General features: G+C 43.9%; 2 protein-coding genes. Both read left to right on the top strand.

Annotation, left to right across the window (positions count from 1 at the left end):
* Positions 1-65: 65 nt before the first annotated feature.
* Positions 66-15,743 carry a tandem-95 repeat protein gene (locus EPL02_RS12290; RefSeq protein ID WP_131887870.1) on the top strand — a complete coding sequence of 5,226 codons (15,678 nt, stop codon included), beginning with the start codon at positions 66-68 and terminating at the stop codon, positions 15,741-15,743.
* A gap of 206 nt (positions 15,744-15,949) precedes the next feature.
* The gene (locus tag EPL02_RS12285) at positions 15,950-26,152 is read left to right on the top strand and encodes a tandem-95 repeat protein (protein ID WP_131887869.1); all 10,203 of its coding nucleotides are present in this window, start codon (positions 15,950-15,952) and stop codon (positions 26,150-26,152) included.
* The last annotated feature ends 260 nt before the right edge of the window (positions 26,153-26,412 follow it).

Genomic DNA, 26,412 nt, shown 5'->3' with positions numbered 1-26,412 from the left:
AGGAACATTTTGGAAAAATTCTTTATATCTTATTAAATGTATAGCAAAAGATGAGGTGAAATACTGTGCCATATATTAATCGATTTTTAGGAAATGCGAACGGGGCCATTACATTTACGGGCAATACATTTGGTCTCAGTAAACAAAATAATGCAAATGCCCCGGGAACAGCTCATGCAATAGGAACATTTTCTAGTACCAATCCAAACTCAATTGATGGTTCGTACTCGCTTGGTACAACTGCAGATTGGAGGCAAAATTCGTCAAGTGCAGTTTTAAGGTTGCCTACAACTACAACAAGAATTTTATATGCGGAGCTTATCTGGGGTGGAACATATAGCGTAACGGGTGAAAATGTTAGCGCGTTTATTAATAATTCAATTACGTTTCGAACACCAAACGGAAATTTTACTGTTGCACCTGATTCGGCAACAAGCTCAACCTTGACCACTTCTCCAAATTTATTTTACGTACGCAGTGCAAATGTTACCAACTTAGTAACAGGAGCCGGCACGTATACAGCTGTTGGGGTTCCTGGTACGCAATCTGATGCTGATAACTCACTCAATTCAGCAGGGTGGACGTTGGCCGTGGTTTATGAAGATCCTTTGCAACGTTCTCGTAATCTATCAGTGTTTGTGGGAGCTGAATTGACAAGTAGCGCTGGAACATCAACGGCTACTGTATCGGGATTTGGTACACCTGTAACTGGGAATGTAAGTGGACGGCTTTTGATTAGTACAATTGAAGGAGATTCAATTTTAACTGGAGATCAGCTTCAGTTTGGCCCTACAGCAGCTACCCTTCAAGCCGTATCTGGACCAAATAATCCCATTAATAACTTCTTTGCCTCACAAATTAATAATGATGCTGGAACCTTGGATACATCGGGAACGTTTGGCAATCTCAATCATCCAGTTGGAACGAATATTTCAGGCGCTCGCCAAGGGTGGGATATTACAAATATTGATGTATCATCGAGGCTCCAAAACAACCAAACCAGTGCCGTGGTACGTGGAACTACGCAAGGAGAAACATACGTTATTAATTCTCTTGGTGTACAAATTGATATCAATGCCCCGATTGTTAGTGTTGAAAAAACAGCAAATGTATCATCTGCGCGAACAGGTGATATTATTACCTACACGGTGCGTGCCCAAAATACGGGAACGGCGGATGCTAGTTTAGTAATCGCAACTGATGCATTATCCAATGCAACTAGATTTATAGCTAATAGTTTAACTATTAACGGTGTCCAACAGCCGAATGCGAATATTCAAAACGGCATTTCTCTGGGAACTATTGGGATTAACCAAACCATTACCGTCACTTACCGAGTACAGGTAGCAGGACCTTTAACAAATATCTCCCAGCTGTCTAATCAAGTATTTTTAAACTATCAGTTTCAAAGCACTCCGGGTAATACAGTCACTGGAGGTGCTGCATCCTTATTAAACAACGTAACGGCAGTTAACACAGCACCAACCGTTCCAAACTATACTGTTACAAATCCTGAAGATACACCTGCAATTGGGCAAGTAGTAGGAAATGATGTAGATGGTAATCCGCTAACTTATCAACTTGGTACAGTTCCTGCTAATGGCAGCGTCTCAGTTAATCCTAACGGACAATTTATTTATACACCCAGATTAAATTTTAACGGAACGGATACGTTTACAGTTATTGTGAATGATGGTCAGGGAGGCACAGCAACCTCAACCGTAACCCTTATTATTACGCCTGTGAATGATGCACCTAGTACGCAAAACTATTCTCTGGAAACACTTGAAGACACGCCTTTAAATGGTCGGATCGTTGCTACTGATCCCGATGGTGATGTATTAACATTTACATTACAAAACACGCCAACCAACGGCTTTGTAAATCTTAGGGCAGATGGCACATACACATATACGCCAAATCTCAATTTTAATGGAACGGACCAATTTAGTGTTGTAGTGAGTGATGGTCAAGGGGGTACAGCCGTTTCAATCGTAACGATAGCAATTATAGCCGTTAATGATCCGCCAACCGTTCCAGACTATGCGTTTACCACGCAAGAAGACGCGTCTATTACAGGTGCAGTTGTAGGGACAGACGTAGATGGAAACCCTCTAACTTACGTGCTTCAAGCGCAGGCTTCAAACGGAATCGCAGTGGTGAACGCAAACGGCACGTTTACGTACACACCGAATCCCAATTTTAACGGAACAGACGTGTTTACGGTATTAGTGAGCGATGGTCAGGGAGGCACGGCTATTTCGACAATTACAATTAACGTACTGGCAGTGAACGACCCACCAGTAACAGGGAATCTTTCATTTACAATTAATGAAGACACCCTATTGTCTAATCGAGTGACGGCTGTAGACCCTGATGGAGATGCTTTAACCTTTAGTCTGCAAAATCCACCAACAAATGGAGTAGTCGTAGTAAACGTGGACGGAACATTTACGTATACGCCGAAGGAAAACTTTAATGGAACGGACGTGTTTACCGTATTGGTAAGCGATGGTCAAGGAGGGACAGCAGTCTCAACCGTAACGATTACGGTGGCAGCTGTTAACGATGCGCCAACCGTACCTGATTATACGTTTACCATTGCGGAAGATGGCGCGTTAAGTGGGGTCATTGTTGGAAACGATGTAGACGGAGATTCCTTAACGTATAGGCTTCAAGCACAGGCTTCAAATGGAGTGGCAGTGGTGAACGCAAACGGCACGTTTACGTATACACCGAACTCCAATTTTAACGGGACGGACACGTTTTCAGTACTGGTGAGCGATGTTCAAGGGGCGACAGTACTATCAACCGTCACGGTTAACGTACTAGCCGTGAACGATCCACCAGTGACGGGAAATTTGTTCTTTTTAATTGAAGAAGATACGGTATTGACGAATCAAGTGACGGCAACAGATGCGGACGGAGACTCATTAACGTTTAGCTTGCAAAATGCCCCGGTTAATGGAGTCGTATTGGTGAACGCAAACGGCACGTTTACGTATACACCGAATTTAAATTTTAACGGAACAGACGTGTTTACCGTATTGGTAAGCGACGGTCAAGGAGGGACAGCGGTATCAACAGTCAATATTACCATAGTACCTGTTAATGACGCACCAACCGTACCTGATTACACGTTTACTATTCAAGAAGACAGTGCAGCAACTGGAAGGATTGTTGCTGTTGATTCTGATGGAGATGTGCTTACGTATACGCTTCAAACTCAAGGGGCAAACGGTACGGCAGTAGTGAACGCAGATGGAACATTTACGTATACGCCTAATCCAAATTTTAACGGAACGGACGTGTTTACCGTATTGGTAAGCGACGGTCAAGGAGGGACGGCAGTATCAACCGTCACAATCACGGTGTTACCAGTCAACGACCCGCCGGTGACGGGAAATCTGTTCTTTTTAATGGCAGAAGATACGGTGTTAACAAACCAAGTAACGGCGACGGATGTAGACGGAGATGCATTAACGTTTAGCTTACAAAATACCCCCGTCAATGGAGTCGTGGTGGTGAATGCAAACGGAACGTTTACGTATACGCCGAATCTCAATTTTAATGGAACAGACGTGTTTACCGTATTGGTAAGCGACGGTCAAGGGGGCACGGCAGTATCAACGGTCAACATTACAATATCACCTGTGAATGACGCGCCAACGGTCCCTGACTATACGTTTACGATTCAGGAAGATAATGCCGCAATTGGAAGGGTTGTGGCTGTTGATCCTGACGGAGATGTGCTTACGTATACGCTTCAAACTCAAGGGGCAAACGGAGTAGCAATAGTCAATACGGACGGAACGTTTACGTATACGCCGAATCTCAATTTTAACGGCACGGATGTGTTTACCGTGTTGGTAAGCGACGGTCAAGGAGCGACGGCAGTCTCAACCGTCACAATTACGGTGTTACCGGTCAATGACCCGCCAGTGACGGGGAATTTGTTCTTTTTACTTGAAGAAGATACGATATTGACGAATCAAGTAACGGCGACGGATGCCGATGGAGATGCATTAACGTTTAGCTTACAAAATGCCCCGGTCAATGGAGTCGTGGTGGTGAACGCGGACGGAACGTTTACGTATACGCCGAATCTCAATTTTAACGGAACAGACGTGTTTACCGTATTGGCAAGTGATGGTCAAGGAGGCACAGCGGTATCAACCGTAACGATTACGGTTACTGCTATTAATGATGCGCCAACGGTCCCTGACTACACGTTTACAATTGCAGAAGACAATGAAATAAGTGGCGTTATTGTTGGAAACGATGTAGATGGAGACCCGTTAACATATACACTTCAAACGCAAGCAGCAAATGGAGTAGCCGTGGTAAACATAGACGGTGCATTTACGTACACACCAACCCAAAATTTTAACGGTACGGATATGTTTACGGTATTGGTAAGCGATGGTCAAGGAGGTACAGCAGCTTCAACTGTCACGGTTAATGTACTATCAGTCAACGATTCGCCAGTGACTGGGAATCTCTTCTTTTTAATTGGGGAGGATACTGTACTAGCAAATCAAATAACAGCAACAGACGTAGATGGAGACTTCTTAACGTTTGGTTTACAAAATAATCCTGTGAACGGAGTTGCTGTGGTGAACGTGGACGGAACGTTTACGTATACGCCAAATTCCAATTTCAACGGAACAGATGCATTTACGGTATTGGTAAGCGACGGTCAAGGAGGCACGGCAGTCTCAACCGTAACGATTACGGTGACAGCTGTTAACGATGCGCCAACCGTACCTGATTATACCTTTACCATTCAAGAAGACGGTGAGATAAATGCAGTCATTGTAGGAAGCGACGTAGATGGAGATTCTTTAACATATACGCTCCAAACACAGGCCACAAATGGAGTGGCAGTGGTGAACGCAGACGGAACGTTTACGTATACGCCAAACCTGAACTTTAACGGAACCGACGCGTTTACGGTGTTGGTAAGCGACGGTCAAGGAGCAACGGCAGTCTCAACCGTCACAGTTAACGTACTAGCGGTAAACGACCTACCAGTGACGGGAAATCTTTTCTTTTTACTTGAAGAAGATACGATATTAACGAACCAAGTAACGGCAACGGATGCCGATGGAGATGCATTAACGTTTAGCTTGCAAAATGGTCCGATAAACGGAGCAGCAGTAGTTAATGCAGACGGAACGTTTACGTATACGCCGAATCTCAATTTTAATGGAACAGATGCGTTTACCGTATTGGTAAGCGATGGTCAAGGAGGCACGGCGGTTTCAACCATTAACATTACAATAGCGCCGGTGAATGACGCACCAACGGTCCCTAATTACACCTTTACCATTCAAGAAGACAGCGTAGCGACTGGAAGCGTTGTTGCCGTTGATCCTGATGGAGATGTGCTTACGTATAGTCTTCAAACTCAAGGGGCAAACGGAGTAGCCGTGGTGAACGCAGACGGAACGTTTACGTATACGCCAAACCTGAATTTTAACGGAACCGACGCGTTTACGGTGTTAGTAAGCGACGGTCAAGGGGCGACGGCAGTCTCAACCGTCACAGTTAACGTACTAGCGGTGAACGACCCGCCAGTGACGGGAAATCTTTTCTTTTTAATCGCAGAAGATGCGGTATTGACAAATCAAGTAACAGCGACGGATGCCGATGGAGATGCATTAACGTTTAGCTTACAAAATGCCCCGGTCAATGGAATCGTGGTGGTGAACGTGGACGGTACGTTTACGTATACACCAAACCTGAATTTTAACGGAACCGACGCGTTTACGGTGTTAGTAAGCGACGGTCAAGGAGGCACGGCGGTATCAACGGTTAACATTGCAATAGCACCTGTGAATGACGCACCGACGGTCCCTGACTATACGTTTACGATTCAGGAAGATAACGTGGCAATTGGAAGTGTTGTTGCTATCGACCTTGATGGAGATGTGCTTACGTATAGTCTTCAAGCTCAAGGGGCAAATGGAGTGACAGTGGTTAACGCGGACGGGACGTTTGCGTATACGCCAAATGAAAACTTTAACGGTACGGATGTGTTTACGGTGTTGGTAAGCGATGGTCAAGGAGGTACGGCAGTATCAACCGTCACAATCACGGTGTTACCGGTCAATGATCCGCCGGTGACGGGAAATCTTTTCTTTTTAATCGCAGAAGATACGGCGTTGACTAATCAAGTAACGGCGACGGATGCAGACGGAGACGCCTTAACGTTTAGTTTACAAAATGGTCCGATAAACGGAGCTTCCGTAGTCAATGCAGACGGTACGTTTACGTATACACCAAACCTCAATTTTAACGGGACGGATGCGTTTACGGTATTGGTAAGCGATGGTCAAGGAGGCACAGCGGTATCAACGATTACTATTACAATAGCACCGGTGAATGATGCGCCAACGGTACCTAATTACACCTTTATAACAGAAGAAGATGACGTATTGATTGGGGTTATTGTAGGAAACGATGTAGATGGAGACTTTTTAACATATAGTCTTCAAACGCAAGCAGGAAATGGAGTAGTAGTAGTAAATCCAGACGGAACGTTTACGTATACGCCGAACCCCAATTTTAACGGCACGGATACGTTTACGGTATTGGTGAGCGATGGTCAAGGAGGCACAGCGGTTTCCACAGTTATAGTAAATGTAGAAGCGATTAATGACCCGCCTGTTACAGCTAACCTTGTCTTTACAATTGCAGAAGATACTTTCCTTTTTAACCAAATTCCAGGTACAGACCCGGACGGAGATGCCTTAACGTTTACTTTATTAAACGCACCTAGAAATGGGAATGCACTTGTAAACTTAAACGGTACATTTACGTATATCCCAGCTGCGAATTACAACGGAAACGATGTGTTTACAGTATTAGTCTCAGACAACCAAGGAGGAACAGCCGTTTCAAGTGTTTTCGTTACAATTGTACCAGTAAATGATCCCCCCATTGTTAATAATCGAACAGTTACAACAACTATAAATATTGCTGTTATAAGTAGTGTTCCTGCCTCAGATATTGAAGGTGATTCGCTCGCTTACACGGTAGATCAAATTCCAGCTAACGGTATAGTGGTGCTGAATGTTGATGGAGTATTTACGTATACGCCTAATTTGGATTTTATTGGGGATGATGTGTTTACAGTGCTTGTTACGGATTCTCAAGGTGCCAGTGGTCTCTCAACTATTACAGTTGACGTACTAGCAACCAACGGTACGACTGTTGCATTTGCCAGCCAATTAACCACTCCAGAAGATATTCCTGTTCAAGGGCAAATTAACGCAACAAATACGTTAGGCAATCCTCTTTTTTATACCGTACAAAACCCTCCAACTTTTGGAACAGTTATATTAAATTCTGCTACAGGTGCATACACGTATACGCCGGACCAAAATTATAATGGGAACGATTCATTCACAGTATTTGTAACAGATAATCTTGGAGGAAATGCAGCATCTTCTCAGATTATTACGGTAACTTCAGTGAACGATGCACCAGTTGTACCAAACTATCAGCTTACAACCCTTGAAGATACACCTGTATCTTCAGAAGTAATAGCAACCGACGTGGATGGAAATCTCTTGGTTTATTCACTTCTTATTGAGCCAGCAAATGGAACTGCCATTGTTGAATCAACAGGGGTATACACGTATATACCAAGTCTCAATTTCAATGGTTTAGACAGCTTTACAGTGCTTGTTGATGATGGTCAAGGAGGAACAGCCACATCCATTATAACCGTTACGATAACTCCAGTGAATGATCCTCCTGTAGGACCAAACGAATTAACTTTTATTGTTGCAGAAGATGCGATTTTGGCTGGGCAGGTAATTGCTACAGACCCAGACGGAGACATATTGGCATATACGTTACAAACGCAGGCTGTAAATGGAGTTGCCGTTGTAAACGCAGATGGAACATTCACGTATACGCCGAATGCAAATTATAACGGCATGGACTCTTTTACTGTTCGAATTAGTGATCCATCTGGTGTATTTATCATTACAACTATTATGGTGACGGTAACTCCTGTTAATGATTCACCTATTGTACCTAATTATGGTTTTGAAATTAATGAAGATACGGTATTGAACAGCGTAGTTATTGGAAGTGATATAGATGGAGATCCGTTGACGTATGCTCTACAAACACAAGCAACAAACGGAGTGGCAGCAGTAAACTTGGATGGAACATTTACGTATACACCAAACGTAAACTTCAACGGAATCGATGTGTTTACGGTGTTAGTCAGTGATAATCAAGGAGGAACAGCAATATCTACCGTTACTGTTACAGTAACATCCGTCAACGATGCGCCGATTGCACCATCGCTGATTACAATTACAACGGTTGAAGATATGTCTGTAGGAAGTATCATTAACGCCACGGATCCAGATGGAGATGCGCTGACCTTTACAATCGAAAGTGCACCAATAAGCGGAACTGCAGTTATTAATGCAGACGGCACGTTTACGTATACCCCCAATCTTAACTTTACAGGAGCAGACGCGTTTACGGTACGGGTGGCAGATCCAAGCGGAGCATTTGTCATTGTTAATGTGCAGGTTACTGTCAGTCCAGTAAACGACGCTCCAATAGCGCCAAACTATCAGTTTATGTTGAATGAAGATACGATTTTAACAAGCCGCGTCATTGGAACAGATGTGGATGGAGACGTGCTGACATATGCGCTCCAAACACAAGCAGGAAGCGGAGTCGCTGTTGTGAATGCCGACGGTACGTTCACCTATACGCCAAACGTAAACTTCAACGGAATCGATGCCTTTACGGTGTTAGTCAGTGATAATCAAGGAGGAACAGCGATATCTACTGTCACTGTAACAGTGACACCCGTCAACGATGCGCCGATTGCGCCATCGCTGATTACAATTACGACCGCTGAAGATACGCTTGTAGGAAGCGTTATTAACGCTACGGATCCAGATGGAGATGCGCTGACCTTTACGGTTGAAAGTGCACCGGTAAACGGCACGGCATTAGCCAATGCTGACGGCACGTTTACGTATACCCCAAACCTTAATTTTACAGGAACGGATACGTTTACGATCCGAGTGGCAGACCCAAGCGGAGCATTCGCTATTGTTAATGTGCAGGTCACTGTCAGTCCAGTAAATGATGCACCAGTTGTACCAAACTATCAGTTCACGTTGAATGAAGATACGGTTTTAACAAGCCGTGTCATTGGAACGGATGTAGACGGAGGTGTGCTGACATACGTACTCCAAATACAAGCAGCAAACGGAGTCGCTGTTGTAAATGCCGATGGTACGTTTACGTATACCCCAAACGCGAACTTTAACGGTACAGATTTCTTTACGGTGTTAGTGAGCGATAATCAAGGAGAAACAGTGGTATCTACCATCACTGTAACAGTGACACCCGTCAACGATGCGCCGGTTGCTCCATTCCTAATTACAATTACGACAGCGGAAGATACGCCTGTGGGAAATATTGTTAACGCTACGGATCCAGATGGAGATGCGTTGACCTTTACGATTGAAAGTACACCAACAAGCGGAACTGCAGTTATTAATGCTGATAGTACGTTTACGTATACACCGAATCTTAACTTTACAGGAATGGATACGTTCACTATACGGGTGGCAGACCCAAGCGGAGCATTCGTCATTGTTAATGTGCAGGTTACTGTCAGTCCAGTAAATGACGCTCCAACAGTACCAAACTATCAGTTCACGTTAAATGAAGAAGCGATTTTAACAAGCCGCGTCATTGGAACGGATGTGGACGGAGACGTGCTGACGTACGTACTTCAAACACAAGCAGCAAATGGAGTTGCTGTTGTGAATGCCGACGGCACGTTTGCGTATACACCGAATTCTAACTTTAACGGTACAGATTTCTTTACGGTGTTAGTGAGCGATAATCAAGGAGAAACAGTGGTATCTACCATCACTGTGACTGTGATACCCGTCAACGATGCGCCAATTGCGCCATCGCTGATTACAATTATGACAGCGGAAGATACGCTTGTAGGAAGCACTATTAACGCAACAGACCCTGATGGAGACGTTCTGGCCTTTACGATTGAAAGTGCGCCGACCAACGGAACGGCTGTTGTGAATACAGACGGTACGTTTACGTATACGCCGAACCTGAATTATAACGGTATGGACTCCTTTGCTGTTCGAATTAGTGATCCGTCTGATGCGTTTATTATTACAACAATTATGGTCACAGTAATACCGGTGAACGACCCGCCGGTTGTACCCAACTATAGCTTTACTATCAACGAAGATACGGTTTTAAACAATGTGATTATTGGAAGCGATATAGATGGAGACGTATTAACATATAGTTTGCAAACGCAAGCAACAAGCGGCATTGCGGTGGTGAACGTGGACGGCACGTTTTCATATACCCCAAATGCGAACTTTAATGGAGTTGATCAGTTCATCGTTCTAGTTAGCGATGCCCAAGGCGCTACGGCAGTATCCACTGTTAACATAACTGTGACACCTGTGAACGATGCGCCGATTGCGCCATCGCTGATTATCATCACAACGGCTGAAGATACGCCCGTAGGAAGTGTTATTAACGCAACAGACCCTGATGGAGAAGGAATAACCTTTGTCATTGAAAATGCACCGACCAACGGAACGGCTGTTGTGAATGCCGACGATACGTTTACGTACACGCCAAATCTGAACTTTACGGGAACGGACTCGTTTAGCGTACGAGTAGCGGATGAGAGCGGCGGTTTTGTCATCGTGAACATTCAAGTGGTGGTAGCGCCAGAAAACGATGCGCCAGTGGTGCCAAATTACGAATTCACCACAGCAGAAGATACGGTTTTAACGAGTCGTGTCATCGGAACGGATGCAGACGGAGACGTTCTGACGTACGCGCTCCAAACGCAAGCAGGAAATGGAGTCGCTGTTGTAAACGGAGACGGCACGTTCACCTATACACCAAACGCGAACTTTAATGGAATAGATGTATTTACAGTACTAGTGAGTGATAATCAAGGAGGCACAGCGTTATCCACGATTACGATAACCGTGACGCCTGTGAACGATGCGCCGATTGCACCATCGCTGATTATCATCACCACAGCAGAAGATACGCCTGTAGGAAGTGTTATTAATGCAACAGACCCAGATGAAGACGCACTAACCTTTATCATTGAAAACGCACCGATAAATGGAACGGCTGTTGTGAATGCCGACGGTACGTTTACGTACACGCCAAATCTGAATTTTACGGGAACGGACGCGTTTAGCGTACGAGTAGCGGATGCGAGCGGCGGCTTTGTCATCGTCAGCATCCAAGTAGGAGTAGTGCCAGAAAACGATGCGCCAGTGGTGCCAAACTACGAATTCACGACAGCAGAAGATACGGTTTTAACGAGTCGTGTCATCGGAACAGATGTGGACGGAGATGTTCTGACATACGCGCTCCAAACGCAAGCAGGAAACGGAGTCGCTGTTGTGAATGGAGACGGCACGTTCACCTATACGCCAAACGCAAACTTTAACGGAATAGATGTATTTACAGTACTAGTGAGCGATGATCAAGGAGGCACAGCGTTATCCACGATTACGATAATCGTGACGCCTGTGAACGATGCGCCAATTGCGCCATCGCTGATTACCATCACGACTTCTGAAGATACGCCTGTAGGAAGTGTTATTAATGCAACAGACCCCGATGGAGACGCACTAACCTTTACGATTGAAAACGCACCGATAAATGGAACGGCTGTGGTGAATGCCGACGGTACGTTTACGTACATCCCAAATCTTAACTTTACGGGAACGGACGCGTTTAGCTTACGGGTAGCGGATGGAAGCGGTGGTTTTGTCATCGTGAACATTCAAGTGGTGGTAGCGCCAGAAAACGATGCGCCAGTGGTGCCAAATTATGAATTTACGACGATAGAAGATACGATTTTAACAAGCCGCGTTTTTGCAACAGATGTAGACGGAGATCCATTGACGTATACGTTACAAACGCAAGCAGCAAATGGAGTTGCAGAAGTGAACGAGGATGGCACGTTTACGTACACGGCAAACGTAAACTTTAACGGAGTGGATGAATTTACGGTACTTGTAAGTGATAACCAAGGTGGAACAGCTACTTCTATAATAAGAATTATTGTAATACCGGTAGACGATGCACCTGTTGCACCAAATGAGCTGTTTATTTCAACCCTAGAAGAAACACCTGTTTCATCTCAAATTAATGCTGTCGATCCAGAAGGATTACCACTTGTTTATACCATTGAAAATCAACCAGTAAATGGTGCAGTAATAATTGATAATAACGGTTTCTTTACGTATACGCCAAATGAAAATTTTTCTGGCATGGATACTTTTGCTGTAAGAATTACAGATGCAGGTGGTAGCTTTGTTATTACGAAAATAATGATAACTGTGGTACCTGTTGAGCAGCCACCAGCCGTGCCGAACTACTCTATTACAACTGTTCAAAATCAACCTGTACTTGGGCAAGTGGTAGGTACCGATCCCAATGGTGATTTGCTTACGTATCGAATAGGAGTACTACCTGAAAATGGTACTGTTACAGTGAACGGAGACGGTACGTTTATTTATACACCAAACTTAGATTACGTTGGAGAAGATCGCTTCAGAGTTATTGTAGAGGATACGACCGGATTAACGGCTACTTCGATTATAAACGTCACAATAGCACGAGCAAATCGTACTCCAGTAACGAATGACTTTACGATTGATACAAATGAAAACACATCAGTAAGCGGGCAAATACCAGGAGTTGATCCAGACGCAGAGCCAATTACGTTTTCACTGGTAGGCCCAGCGTTTAATGGAACAGTGATTGTTAACGTGGATAGCACGTTTACGTATACACCAAATCCAGGATTTACAGGCGTCGATTCATTTGCGGTTGAACTTCGAGATTCATCAGGAGCTGCGGCCATTTCAGTTGCAACAGTTAATGTTCTTAGCACAAACATTCCACCTATTGTTCCAGATTTATTTATTGTAACGGAACAAGGAACTTCAGCAACCGGGCAAGTACTTGCTTCAGATCCAGATGGAGATTCAATTGTTTTCCGAACCAATCTTCAGCCGCTAAACGGAACGGTAATCATTAATAGTGATGGGATTTTCACCTACATTCCCAACGTAGGATATGTTGGTCAAGATAATTTTTCAATAATTGCTGAAGATGCAAAAGGTGGTCAAGGCTTTGGTTCGGTCTTTGTAACAATTAATCAAAGAAGTAATCAACCTTTTACTGTATTGGGTACGACTGTTACAACTAGTATTAATGAACCGGTAGATGGAGCTATAATCGTAGATGATCCAGATAGATTAATCGCTTACTATCAGCTGGGCTTAGCCCCTCTTAACGGAACAGTAAGTCTTAATCAAGACGGGACGTTCACCTATACGCCAGAACCAGGATTTGTTGGGGAAGACTTTTTTGATATTATTGTAACGGACGTTAACGGTGTTCAGGCAGTAGGAACAGGCGTCATAATTGTCATCGTGGGAACCAGCGAGATTGATACCATGGACTATGAAATAGTAGGAGATTATAATTTTCCAATAAATGGTCAGTTGGTGGCGGTTAGTACAGCTGGCTTACCACTTATGTATATGATTCAAACAAACCCACAAAATGGAGCTGTGACGATTAATGTAGATGGCACATATGAATATGTACCGCAGCTAAACTTCTTTGGAACAGATGTTTTTTCAGTTCTTATTGTAGATACAGAAGGAAACAGTAGCATATCAACTGTTGTGGTATATATTCAGCGACCGGTAGCTCAGCAGCCAATTGTCACTGATCAAACCGTACAGCTAATTGAAGGAGATATAGTATCAGGAGCAATAATAGCAAGCGATCCGTTAGGGAGGCTTCTTACGTATACTCTCCTTGGCAGTGGAGCATCAAATGGTGAGGTTATACTAAATCAAGACGGCACTTTTATCTATACCCCTAATGCAAACTTTACTGGCACAGATTCATTTAGTGTTCTTGTTCAAAATGAAATTGGGCTTACGGCGACAACTACAGTTACCATTCTAGTTTCTGCTTTATTAAATCAAATAGTAGCACAAAACCGAGTCGTAAGAACACTTATTAATCAACCGGTAGATGGGCAAATTATTGCAACAGATCGTTTAGCTCGTCCGTTAACTTACTTGTTAAATTCGTCTCCAACCTATGGAACAGCGGTTGTAAATTCAGATGGTACATTCTTATATACACCAAATAGTGAGTTCAGTGGCCAGGATGCTTTTGAAGTATTAATTGTAAACGACCAGGGAGATGAAGTTGTTTCAACGGTTACGGTCATTGTTGACAGACCCCTTAATACCATCATGGTTCAAGATATGGCTGTTCAAACACTGCAAAATGAAATTGCTGAAGGTGCGATTGTTGCATCCGACTCTGAAAATCGCCCGCTACGTTTTTCTCAAAATACGGAACCAGTTAATGGAATTGTCACTGTAAACCCAAATGGCACGTTTATTTACAGGCCAAATGCTCAATTTTTTGGAATTGATTCTTTTACTGTACTTGTCCAAAATGATCAAGGAAGTTCAGCTATTGCAATTGTTAGAGTGGTAGTAGAGCAAATTCAAGACAGTATTATAGTAGAACCACTGACGGTTACCGGTCTTCAAGGTGAATCAATTAGCGGTCAGGTTATAGCTACGGACACGTTAAATCGACCTTTAACATTTACAGCACTAGTTGCACCTGCAAACGGAACCGTTATTCTTAACTCAGATGGCACGTTTATTTATACTCCAAACACAGGGTTTATTGGACTAGATAGTTTTGTAGTCAACATTGCAAATGATTTAGGTGATTTCTTAACGACGGTTGTCACAATTAGTATAACGAATCCTATAAATGAAATTCAGGCTCAAGATCAAGAAGTAACGGTTGTTGCTGGTCAGGTTATACAAGGGATTATTGCTGCACGTGATTCTCAAGGTCGCCCTTTAACATACACCATTGCTATTCCTCCTGTTTCTGGGGAAGTGGTGCTAAACAGCGACGGCACGTACGCATATACTCCAAATAGAGGGTTTGTAGGAAGAGATCAGTTTACTATTTTGATTCGAAATAGCGCCGGACAGCAAGCGTTTGTCACAATTACGGTGAATGTAACACCTTCTGATAATGTCATCACACCAAATAATGTTATGTTACAAACGCTTAGTAATACCCAGGTAAACGGCATATTTACGGCAACGGACAGTCAAGGTCGCCCGTTGACATACACGATTCGAACAGCACCTACAAATGGCACGGTTGTTTTGAACGCAAAAGGCGGATTTCAATATACGCCACGTTTAGGCTTTGTAGGAAGAGATCAGTTTTCGGTGTTTATAGTCGATGATACAGGAGCAGCAGCATCTGCCGTAGCTACAATTGAAGTTGTGGAACTACCAATCTCTCCTCCAATTATTAATGATCAAACGTTTCGCTTAAATATTAATGAAACAATTACAGCACAGGTTGTAGCAAGAGATCCGCAAAACTTTCAATTAAGTTATGAAATAATTGATAAACCGAGAAGTGGCGTTTTATTTATTGATGCTAGTACAGGAATCATTACCTACACGCCAAATCTAAATTATGTAGGGGGAGATTCAGCGGTTGTGCGCGTGACAAACAGCGAAGGGCAGTCAGCAATAGCTACGATTACATTTATTGTCCAGCGTGGATTAACATTCAAATGCTCAATTATATTATAAAAATTAAATATCAATAAAAGAATACGGTGAAACATAAAAATGTTTTACCGTATCTTTTTATTAGGAATATTATCCCTTTTTATATACATATCAACAATCTCGTCCTACATAGAGTTATGTATAAGTGTGTTGTATACACTTAGGAACATTTATTGAAGAGACATAATAAACTGTAAAGTATATCGAAAAAATGAGGTGAAAAGACTGTGCCATATATTAACCGTTTCTTAACTAATGCAAACGGGGCAATTACTTTTACAGGAAATACATTTGGTCTTAGTAAACAAACTAATGCTAATGCACCTGGGACTGCTCACGCCATTGGAACTTTTTTTAGCGCAAACGCAAGTTCCGTTGACGGTTCGTATCCACTTGGTACGACTGCTGATTGGCGACAAAATGCTTCAAGTGCGGTATTACGACTGCCTGCTACAACAACGAGAGTTTTATACGCAGAGTTGATTTGGGGAGGATTGTATACTTCAACAGATGAGAATGTGAGTGCATTCATAAATAACTCTATTACGTTTCGTACACCATCAGGCAGTTTTACCATTGCTCCTGATACAGCAACACGTTCAACATTAACTACTTCCCCAAACTTCTTTTATGTAAGAAGTGCAAACGTAACAAATTTAATTACGGGAGCTGGTACTTATACGGCACTTGGCGTTCCTGGTACGCAGGGGAATTTAGATAACACGCTAAACTCAGCGGGTTGGACGTTAGCCGTTGTATATGAAGATCCGCTACAAAGGTCTCGTAACTTGTCTCTTTTCGTTGGCGCTGAATTAACGAGTAGTGCTGGAACGTCAACTGCAACGGTCTCTGGTTTTGGCACACCCGTAACTGGAACAGTGAATGGTAGACTGCTAGTCAGTTCTATTGAAGGAGATTCAGTTTTAACAGGTGATCAATTTTTATTCGGCCCAACTCCGACAACGCTTCAGGCAGTGTCAGGCCCAAACAATCCGATTACGAACTTCTTTGCATCCCAAATTAACAATGATGCCGGTACGCTTGATACAGCCGGAACGTTTGGAAATGTGAATCATCCTCTTGGCACCAACATTTCAGGAGCTCGTCAAGGATGGGATATTACAAACATTGACGTATCACCATGGCTGCAAAATAATCAATCAACTGCAGCGTTGCGAGGGAGCACAAATGGAGATACGTATGTTGTCAATACGCTAGGGCTTCAAGTCAATATCAATGCTCCTGTGTTTACCATTAATAAAACAGCTAACGTGTCGTCAGCCAGAACTGGAGATCTTGTTACGTATACTGTTACCATTCAGAATACGGGAACGGCAGCCGCTAACTTGGTGATTGCAACGGATGCACTATCTAATGCAACAAACTTTGTACCGAATAGCTTGTTTGTAAATGGAGTACAACAGCCTAATACAAGTATTCAAAGTGGAATCGCTCTTGGTACAGTAGGTATTAACCAAACGATTACGTTAATCTATCAAGTTCGAGTAGCAGGACCGTTAACGAATGTTTCTCAACTTTCAAACCAAGTATTTATTGAATATCAGTTTGAAAGTACACCAGGCAATACGTTGACAGGGTCATCTGCTTCAGCAATAAACAACGTGACGGCTGTTAACACTCCGCCAACGGTACCTGATTATACGGTAACAAGTCCAGAAGATACGCCAGCTATTGGTCAAGTGGTTGGATCAGACGTTGATGGCAATCCGCTAACCTATCAGTTGGGCACAGCCCCTGTAAACGGAACGGTAACGGTTAACCCTAACGGTCAGTTTGTCTATACGCCAAACACAAATTTTAACGGAACGGATAGCTTTACTGTCATTGTGAGCGACGGTCAAGGAGGCACAGCTGTTTCAACAGTTACGCTTATTATTACACCTGTTAACGATACGCCTGTTACGCAAAACTATTTTGTTCAAACGCTAGAGGACACGCCGCTTAACGGCCAAATTTTTGCGACGGATGTAGACGGGGACCCGCTGACATTCAGTTTGCAAACAGCACCAGCAAATGGTGTAGTTACACTTAACGGTGATGGTACTTATACGTATACACCCAATGCAAACTTTAACGGAACGGATCAATTTGCAGTCTTAGTAAGCGACGGGCAGGGAGGCACCGCTGTTTCAGTAGTTACAGTTACAGTTATTCCTGTAAATGATCCACCGGTTGTTCCAAACTATACGTTTACCACACAAGAAGATTCAGCAGTAATAGGAGCAGTTGTCGCAGTTGACTCGGATCAAGATCCGCTGACGTATCAGCTCCAAAGTGCGCCTGCAAACGGCGTGGCGGTTGTTAATCCAGATGGAACATTTACGTATACGCCAAACCTTAATTTTAACGGGACAGATGCGTTTACGGTATTAGTAAGTGATGGTCAAGGAGGCACAGCCGTTTCCACTGTTACCATTAACGTTTTACCCGTGAATGATCCACCAGTTACAGGGAATTTAGCATTTACAATCAATGAAGATACTACGTTATCAAATCGTGTGACGGCTACTGATCCTGATGGAGACCCTTTAACGTTTGCCCTGCAAAATGCACCAACAAATGGGACGGTACTTGTCAACGCAGATGGAACGTTTACGTATACGCCAAATTTGAATTTTAATGGAACCGACGTGTTTACGGTTCTAGTAAGCGACGGGCAGGGAGGCACGGCGGTCTCTACAGTGACAATTACAGTTCTACCTGTAAACGATCCACCAACGGTTCCAAACTATACGTTTTCAACGCAGGAAGATGCGTCGGTTGTAGGAACGATTGTAGGAAATGATGTAGACGGAAATCCGTTAACATATACACTTCAAACCCAAGGAACTAACGGAACGGCAATTGTGAATGCAAATGGAACGTTTACGTATACGCCAAACTTAAATTTTAATGGAACCGACGTGTTTACGGTTCTAGTAAGCGACGGGCAGGGAGGCACGGCGGTTTCGACCGTCACAATTAATGTGTTGCCAGTCAATGATCCACCGCTAACAGGAGACTTATTTTTCACTATTCCTGAGGATAATTCACTAGCAGGGCAAGTAACGGCAACAGATGTAGACGGTGATCCACTGACGTTTAGTTTACAAAATGCGCCGGTAAACGGCACGGTACTTGTCAACGCAGATGGAACGTTTACGTATACGCCGAACTTAAATTACAATGGTAGCGACCAATTTACAGTTTTGGTGAGCGATGGTCAAGGAGGCACCGCGGTTTCGACCGTTTTTATTACCATTACTCCGGTAAACGATGGCCCAGTCATCCCGAACTACACGTTTACGACGCAAGAAGACGGACCGGTAATTGCTAACGTTGTGGCAATTGATGTAGATGGAGATCCACTTACCTATACGTTGCAGACGCAAGCAACAAACGGGGTAGCGGTTGTCAACGCGGATGGAACGTTTACGTATACGCCAAACCCGAATTTTAACGGCACGGATGTCTTTACAATTTTGGTGAGTGATGGTCAAGGGGGCACCGCTGTTTCGACAGTAACCATTAACGTGCTGCCAGTCAATGACCCTCCTGTTACATCGGATTTGTTTTTTACCATTGCAGAAGACACAGGAATATCCAGCCAAGTCGTAGCTTTTGATGTGGATGGAGACCCGTTAACCTATGCGTTGCAAAATCCAGCATTAAATGGAACAGCTGTTGTCAACGCGGACGGGACGTTTACGTATACGCCAAACCCGAACTATAACGGCACGGATCGTTTTACCGTCTTAGTAAGTGACGGTCAGGGAGGCACTGCGGTTTCGACTGTTAATATTACAATCGTGCCAGTGAACGATCCACCAACGGTTCCAAACTATACGTTCTCAACACAGGAAGATTCATCAGTAACGGGTGCTATCGTAGGCTTTGACGTAGATGGTAATCCTTTAACCTATACGCTGCAAACGCAAGCGGCAAACGGAATAGCGGTTGTCAACGCAGACGGGACGTTTACGTATACGCCAAACTTAAATTTTAATGGAACAGATGTGTTTACAGTACTGGTGAGCGATGGTCAAGGAGGCACGGCCGTCTCTACGGTCACAATTAATGTTCAACCGGTAAACGATCCACCGGTGACAGCTGATTTAACGTTTACAATCAATGAAGATACCGTTCTTTCAAATCAAGTACCTGCCACTGACCCAGAGGGGGACCCGTTAACCTTTAGCTTGTTAAACGCACCTATAAATGGAACAGCGATTGTCAACGCAGACGGGACGTTTACGTATACGCCAAACCTTAATTACAATGGAACAGATACCTTTAGTGTTCTTGTATCAGACGGTCAAGGCGGAACTGCGGTTTCGAACATTTTTATTACAATTGTACCAGTAAATGACCCCCCGGTTGTTCAGGACCGAACAATTACAACAACCGTTAACATTCCAATTTTAAGCAGTGTACCAGCTTCAGACCCAGAAGGAAATGCGTTAACGTATACGGTTAGCCAACCACCAACAAATGGCACAGTCGTACTAAACCCCGATGGAACGTTTACGTATACGCCAAACCCGGGATATATCGGTGGGGATGTATTCACGGTGCTTGTCACGGATTCAGAAGGAGCGACAGCCCTTTCAACAATAACGGTTACTGTGTTAGCAACGAACGGAAATACAACGGCTCAAGACGCGCAGTTGACAACACCAGAAGATATTCCTGTGCAAGGTCAAGTGGTAGCCACAAATGTACTTGCAAATCCACTAGTTTACACACTACAAGATCCACCTGCTTTTGGAACGGTTATCTTAGACAGCGCGACAGGCGTGTACACTTACACGCCGAACCAAAACTTTAATGGAATGGATTCCTTTACTGTCTTTGTAACTGATAATGCTGGTGGAAACGCAACGTCTTCCCAAGTGATTACGGTTACGCCGGTGAATGATCCGCCAGTCGTACCAAACTATCAGATTACAACGCTTGAAGATACGCCTATTGCTTCAGTAGTTATTGCAACGGATGTAGACGGTAACCCACTCACGTACTCACTTCTTGTTGCGCCAACAAACGGAGTAGCTTTGGTAAATACGAATGGCACCTATACGTATACACCAAACCCAAACTTTAATGGAACAGATCAGTTTACGGTTCTCGTTGATGATGGCCAAGGAGGAACGGCAACATCAATCATTACAGTTACAGTCGTCCCGGTGAATGATCCGCCGGTTGGACCAAATGAAATCTTTGTTACAACGCTCGAAGACACCACGCTAATTGGCCAAATTATTGCAACAGATCCAGATGGAGATGTATTAACCTACACTCTTGAAAATGCACCAACAAACGGCACAGCAGTTGTCAACCCAGATGGAACTTATACGTATACGCCAAATCTTAACTATAACGGCATGGATTCATTTACGGTTCGAATTAGTGACCCGTCCGGTGCGTTCATTATTACGAATGTAATGGTTACCGTTATTCCAGTGAACGACCCGCCAACCGTTCCCAACTATGCGTATACAATTCTAGAAGATACCGTCTTGAATAGCGTAGTTATTGGAACGGATGCAGACGGAGATGCGCTTACCTATTCATTAGCTTCTCCGCCAGCTAATGGCACGGTAGTTGTCAATCCAGACGGAACGTTTACGTATACGCCAAGCCCAGACTTTAACGGGCAAGATAATTTCTTTGTAAACGTACAGGATCCAAACGGCGGCACGGCTATCTCAGAAATTATTATTACGGTTGTCCCGGTCAATGACCCGCCAATTGCACCGAACTTAATTACCGTTACAACGAACGAAGATACAGCGGTAGGGGGAACCATCAACGCAATTGACCCAGACGGAGATCCATTGACGTATACGCTTGAAGACACCCCTATAAATGGAACCGTAGTAGTTGACCCACAGGGATCGTTTGTCTATACCCCAAATCTGAATTTTAACGGAACGGACACGTTTACCGTTCGCGTTACGGATACAAGCGGAGCGTTTATCATTGTGAACGTACAGGTTATTGTAAATCCAGTAAACGATGTGCCAACGGTTCCAGATTACCAGTTTACTATTAACGAAGATACCGTATTATCCAATCGAGTGGTTGGTACGGATGTAGACGGGGACCCGTTAACGTATAGCTTATTTTCGCCGCCGGTGAACGGAACAGCCGTGGTTAATCCAGATGGCACGTACACCTATACGCCAAACGCAAACTTTAACGGAACGGATAACTTTTTTGTACTTGTAAGTGATCCAAACGGAGGGCAGGCGGTATCAACGCTCACAATAACCGTCGTACCAGTGAACGATCCACCGATTGCGCCAAATGTAATTGAGATTGTAACCAATGAAGATACGGCGATTACAAGTGCTGTAAACGCCGTGGATCCAGATGGAGATCCGTTAATCTATACGCTTGAAAATGCACCAATAAACGGAACAGCTGTGGTTGATCCGCAAGGTTCGTTTCTCTATACACCAAACCTTAACTACAATGGACCAGACACATTTACAATCCGAGTGACCGATACGGCTGGAAACTTTATTATTGTAAATGTTAACGTCACGGTTGTGCCAGTAAACGATCCACCGATTGTACCAAACTATCAGTATACGATTTTAGAAGATACGATTCTTATCAACCAAGTGTTTGCCACAGATGTGGATGGAGATCCGCTAACGTATTCGCTAGCTTATCAAGGTAGCAATGGAATAGCGACTGTGAACCCTGATGGAAGCTTCACCTATATTCCTAACCCTAACTTTGTTGGTGAAGATAACTTTGGCGTAACAGTTAGTGACGGGCAAGGAGGTACAGCTTTATCAATCGTTACCATTACGGTTACACCGGTAGATGATCCGCCGATTGCGCCAAATGAAATCATGATTTCTACACCGGAAGAAACGCCTGTTACAACTCAAATTGTCGCAATAGACCCAGAAGGATTACCGTTAACGTATGCGATTGAAGACGCACCGATTAACGGAACGGTTATCATTGATAATAATGGCGTGTTCACTTATACCCCGAATGAGAATTTCACGGGTGGAGATACGTTTACCGTTCGAATTACAGATGCAGGCGGGAATTTTGTTATTACGACCGTGCTAGTTATGGTAACACCTGTTGAACAGCCGCCGGTTGTGCCAAACTACTCAATAACCACTCTGCAAAATCAAAGTGTAACTGGCACAGTTGTTGGAATCGATCCGAACGGAGACCCGATTACGTATAGCCTAGGGCAGCCTGCCCAAAATGGTGTGGTGACGGTTAGTCCAGATGGAAACTTCATTTATACGCCAAACACTGATTATGTAGGAAGCGATTTGTTCACTGTTGTTTTAGAAGATACATCCGGACTAACGGCAACATCCATTGTTAATGTGACGGTGACGCCGGTCAACCGTGCGCCAATCACAAATGATTTTACCATTGATACGCTTGAAAATACGCCGATAAACGGGCAAACGCCAGGGTTTGATCCTGATGGAAACCCAATCACGTATTCCGTATCAGGACCGCCATTTAACGGAACAGTGACAGTGGATAGCGTGACAGGTGCGTATACGTATACACCAAATCCAGGATTTGTAGGTGTTGATTCGTTTACAATTGAGCTTCGAGATAGTGCAGGCGGAGTGGCTCAGTCTCTTGGAACGGTCACTGTTATTAGCACGAACCTTCCGCCAACTGTAAACGATTTGTCCATTGCAACGCAGCAAGGATTACCGGCAACAGGGCAATTGATTGGAACGGACGCGGACGGAGACCCGATTCGCTTTAGATTAAACTTGGCACCTTTAAATGGAACGGTAGTAATCAATAGTGACGGGACATTTACGTATACGCCGAATATTGGATATGTTGGCAACGATAACTTCTCAGTTATTGTAGAAGACACGCGAGGAGGGCAAGGCTTTGGAACAGTAACGGTCACCATTAACCCAGCTCCTCAACCTTTTACGGTACTTGGTGCGGAAGTGACAACCCTTATTAATCAACCAGTTAACGGATTAGTTGCTGTTGATGATCCTGAAGGCAATATTGTATCTTATCAAATTAGTGCCCAGCCTCAAAACGGAACGGCTATTCTTAATCAAGACGGGACGTTTACGTATACGCCAAATCAAAATTTTGTTGGGGAAGATTTCTTTGACGTCATTGTTACGGATGGTAATGGTATCCAAGGGTTAGGTACAGTTATTATTAACGTATTGCCGTCTTCAAGCATAATCGTAGTTATGGATTCTGAAATTTCTCTTGAGTTTAATACACCGATAGACGGGCAAGTTATGGCGACAAGTACGACGGGGCTTCCGCTACTGTATACGCTCCAAACGCCGCCTCAAAACGGTACGGTAACGGTCAACCCAGATGGGACGTATGTTTATTCACCAACAACTGGATTTTTCGGTTCGGATCAATTTTCAGTACTTGTTACTGACACACAGGGCAATGCACAAGTTGCAAATGTCGTTGCTTTCGTTCAAGGCCCAGTCGCTCAGCAACCAATAGTGACGGACCAAACGATTCAAACGATTGAAGGTCAGCCCGTAGCAGGAGCCGTTATTGCTATCGATCCAACCGGGCAGCCGTTAACGTATACGCTACTTGGCAGCGGAGCTGTGAATGGAGTTGTGGTACTAAATCCAGATGGTACGTTCACATATACACCAAATCCAGGTTTTGTTGGCAACGATGCGTTTAGTATACTTGTACAAAATCCACAAGGTCTTAATGCAACTACTACCATTGCCGTTGTAGTTACGCCGTTTCCAAATGAAGTTGTTGCAGAAAACCTTACAATTCGAACAGTACTTGGTCAGCCAGCAACGGGGCAAATTGTAGCAAGAGATCAGCTGGGCAGACCATTAACCTATTCGTTAAATACGAATCCACTATACGGAACAGCGGTAGTTAATTCCGATGGAACTGTTGTTTATACACCAAACGCTGGGTTTAGCGGTCAAGATCAGTTTAGTGTACTCGTTGTAAACGACCAGGGAGATCAAGCCATATCTCAAGTCACGGTTGTTGTCGATAACCCAGCAAGCACAATTACCGTTCCAGATACAACGATTCAAACGGTGCAAAACCAAAGTGTGCAAGGGGTCGTACTAGCAACTGATTCTCAAAATCGTCCGCTTCGCTATTCTCAAGGGTCAGCGCCAGCAAATGGCACGGTTGTAGTAAATGCAGACGGAACGTTTACGTATACGCCAGCTCCACAGTTCTTTGGAACAGATTCGTTTACGGTATTTGTGCAAAATGACAGAGGAGATTCAGCAACTGGTGTCGTTCGAGTTGTTGTTTCGCAGCTTCAAGACACCATTACCGTGCAGCCACTCACAGTGTCTGGACAGCAAAATCAGCCGGTTAGCGGCCAGGTAGTGGCAACCGATGCACTTGGTCGTCCGTTAACGTACGCTGTCAGCATCGGACCAGCAAACGGAACGCTTGTATTTAACCCGGACGGAACGTTTGCGTATACGCCAAATCCAGACTTTGCAGGAATTGATAGCTTTACGGTAATTGTTCGCAATGATTTAGGTGACTCAGTCACGACGGTTGTCTCTGTCGTCATTGCTAGTACTGGAAGTCAAGTCACAGCACAAGACCAAAGCGTAACAGTTGTCGCAGGTCAATTACTTCAAGGCCAAATCGTAGCAAGTGACTCGCAAGGTCGACCATTGACTTATGCTTTAGCAACTTCTCCGACTTCAGGGACGGTTGTTATAACTGCTAGCGGTGCGTACACGTATACGCCAAACCTTGGATTTGTGGGAACGGACCAGTTTATCGTTGTTGTTCGCAATGATTTAGGGCAACAAGCATTTTCTGTTGTGACTGTCGAAGTTACCCCAGCAGCAAACGTTATTACAGCAAATAATATCACGCTACAAACAACGTCAGGAACACCTGTAAACGGCTTGTTTACAGCGAGCGATACGCAAGGACGTCCGTTAACGTTTACGCTTCGCACGGCACCAACGAACGGTCGAGTGACGTTAGGTGCGAATGGTCAATTTGTCTATACGCCAAATGGAAACTTTGTAGGAACTGATTCATTCTCAGTACTGATAATTGATGATACGGGAGCAGCAGCTACGGCAATTGCAACAATTACTGTCGGAGCTGTTCAGCCGAATGCACCAATTATTGAAGATCAAACGTTTACGCTAAATGTGAATGAAACGATTCAAGCTCAAGTCGTCGCACGAGATCCACAAGGGTTGCCGCTTGTTTATAGAATTGTCACTCCGCCGCAAAATGGAGTAGCCTTTATTGATCCGGAAACTGGTGTAATTACGTATACACCGAACCCAAACTTTGTCGGCACAGACACTGTAGTAGTAAGCGTAACAAACAGTGCAGGTCTAACCTCAACAGCTACTATTACATTTATTGTTCAGCGCGGCATAAGTTTTAGATGTTCCATCATTTTCTAAAAACTCCCAAAAGCCTCTTTTAGATAGCTTCTTGTCTAAGAGAGGCTTTTTTAAAAGAAGAAACATGAGTGGCTAAGCTACTCTAGAAAGTGTGAAAGCGTATTGTATTAGGCTTATCTAGATAATAGCAAGATGAAATCTAAAAAAAGTATTGAAAGTAGTACTGAAAACAGTTAATACAATATGTAATAGCAATGTTGCACGCTTTTATTTAATAAGAACACTTTTTGAATAAATTTATAAACTATTAAATACGTTAC

Source organism: Bacillus sp. CBEL-1 (assembly GCF_004348885.1).
GTDB lineage: Bacteria > Bacillota > Bacilli > Bacillales > Bacillaceae_H > Priestia > Priestia aryabhattai_A.
Note: the sequence above shows the minus strand (reverse complement) of the source record. Positions and strands in the feature narration are given on the sequence as shown.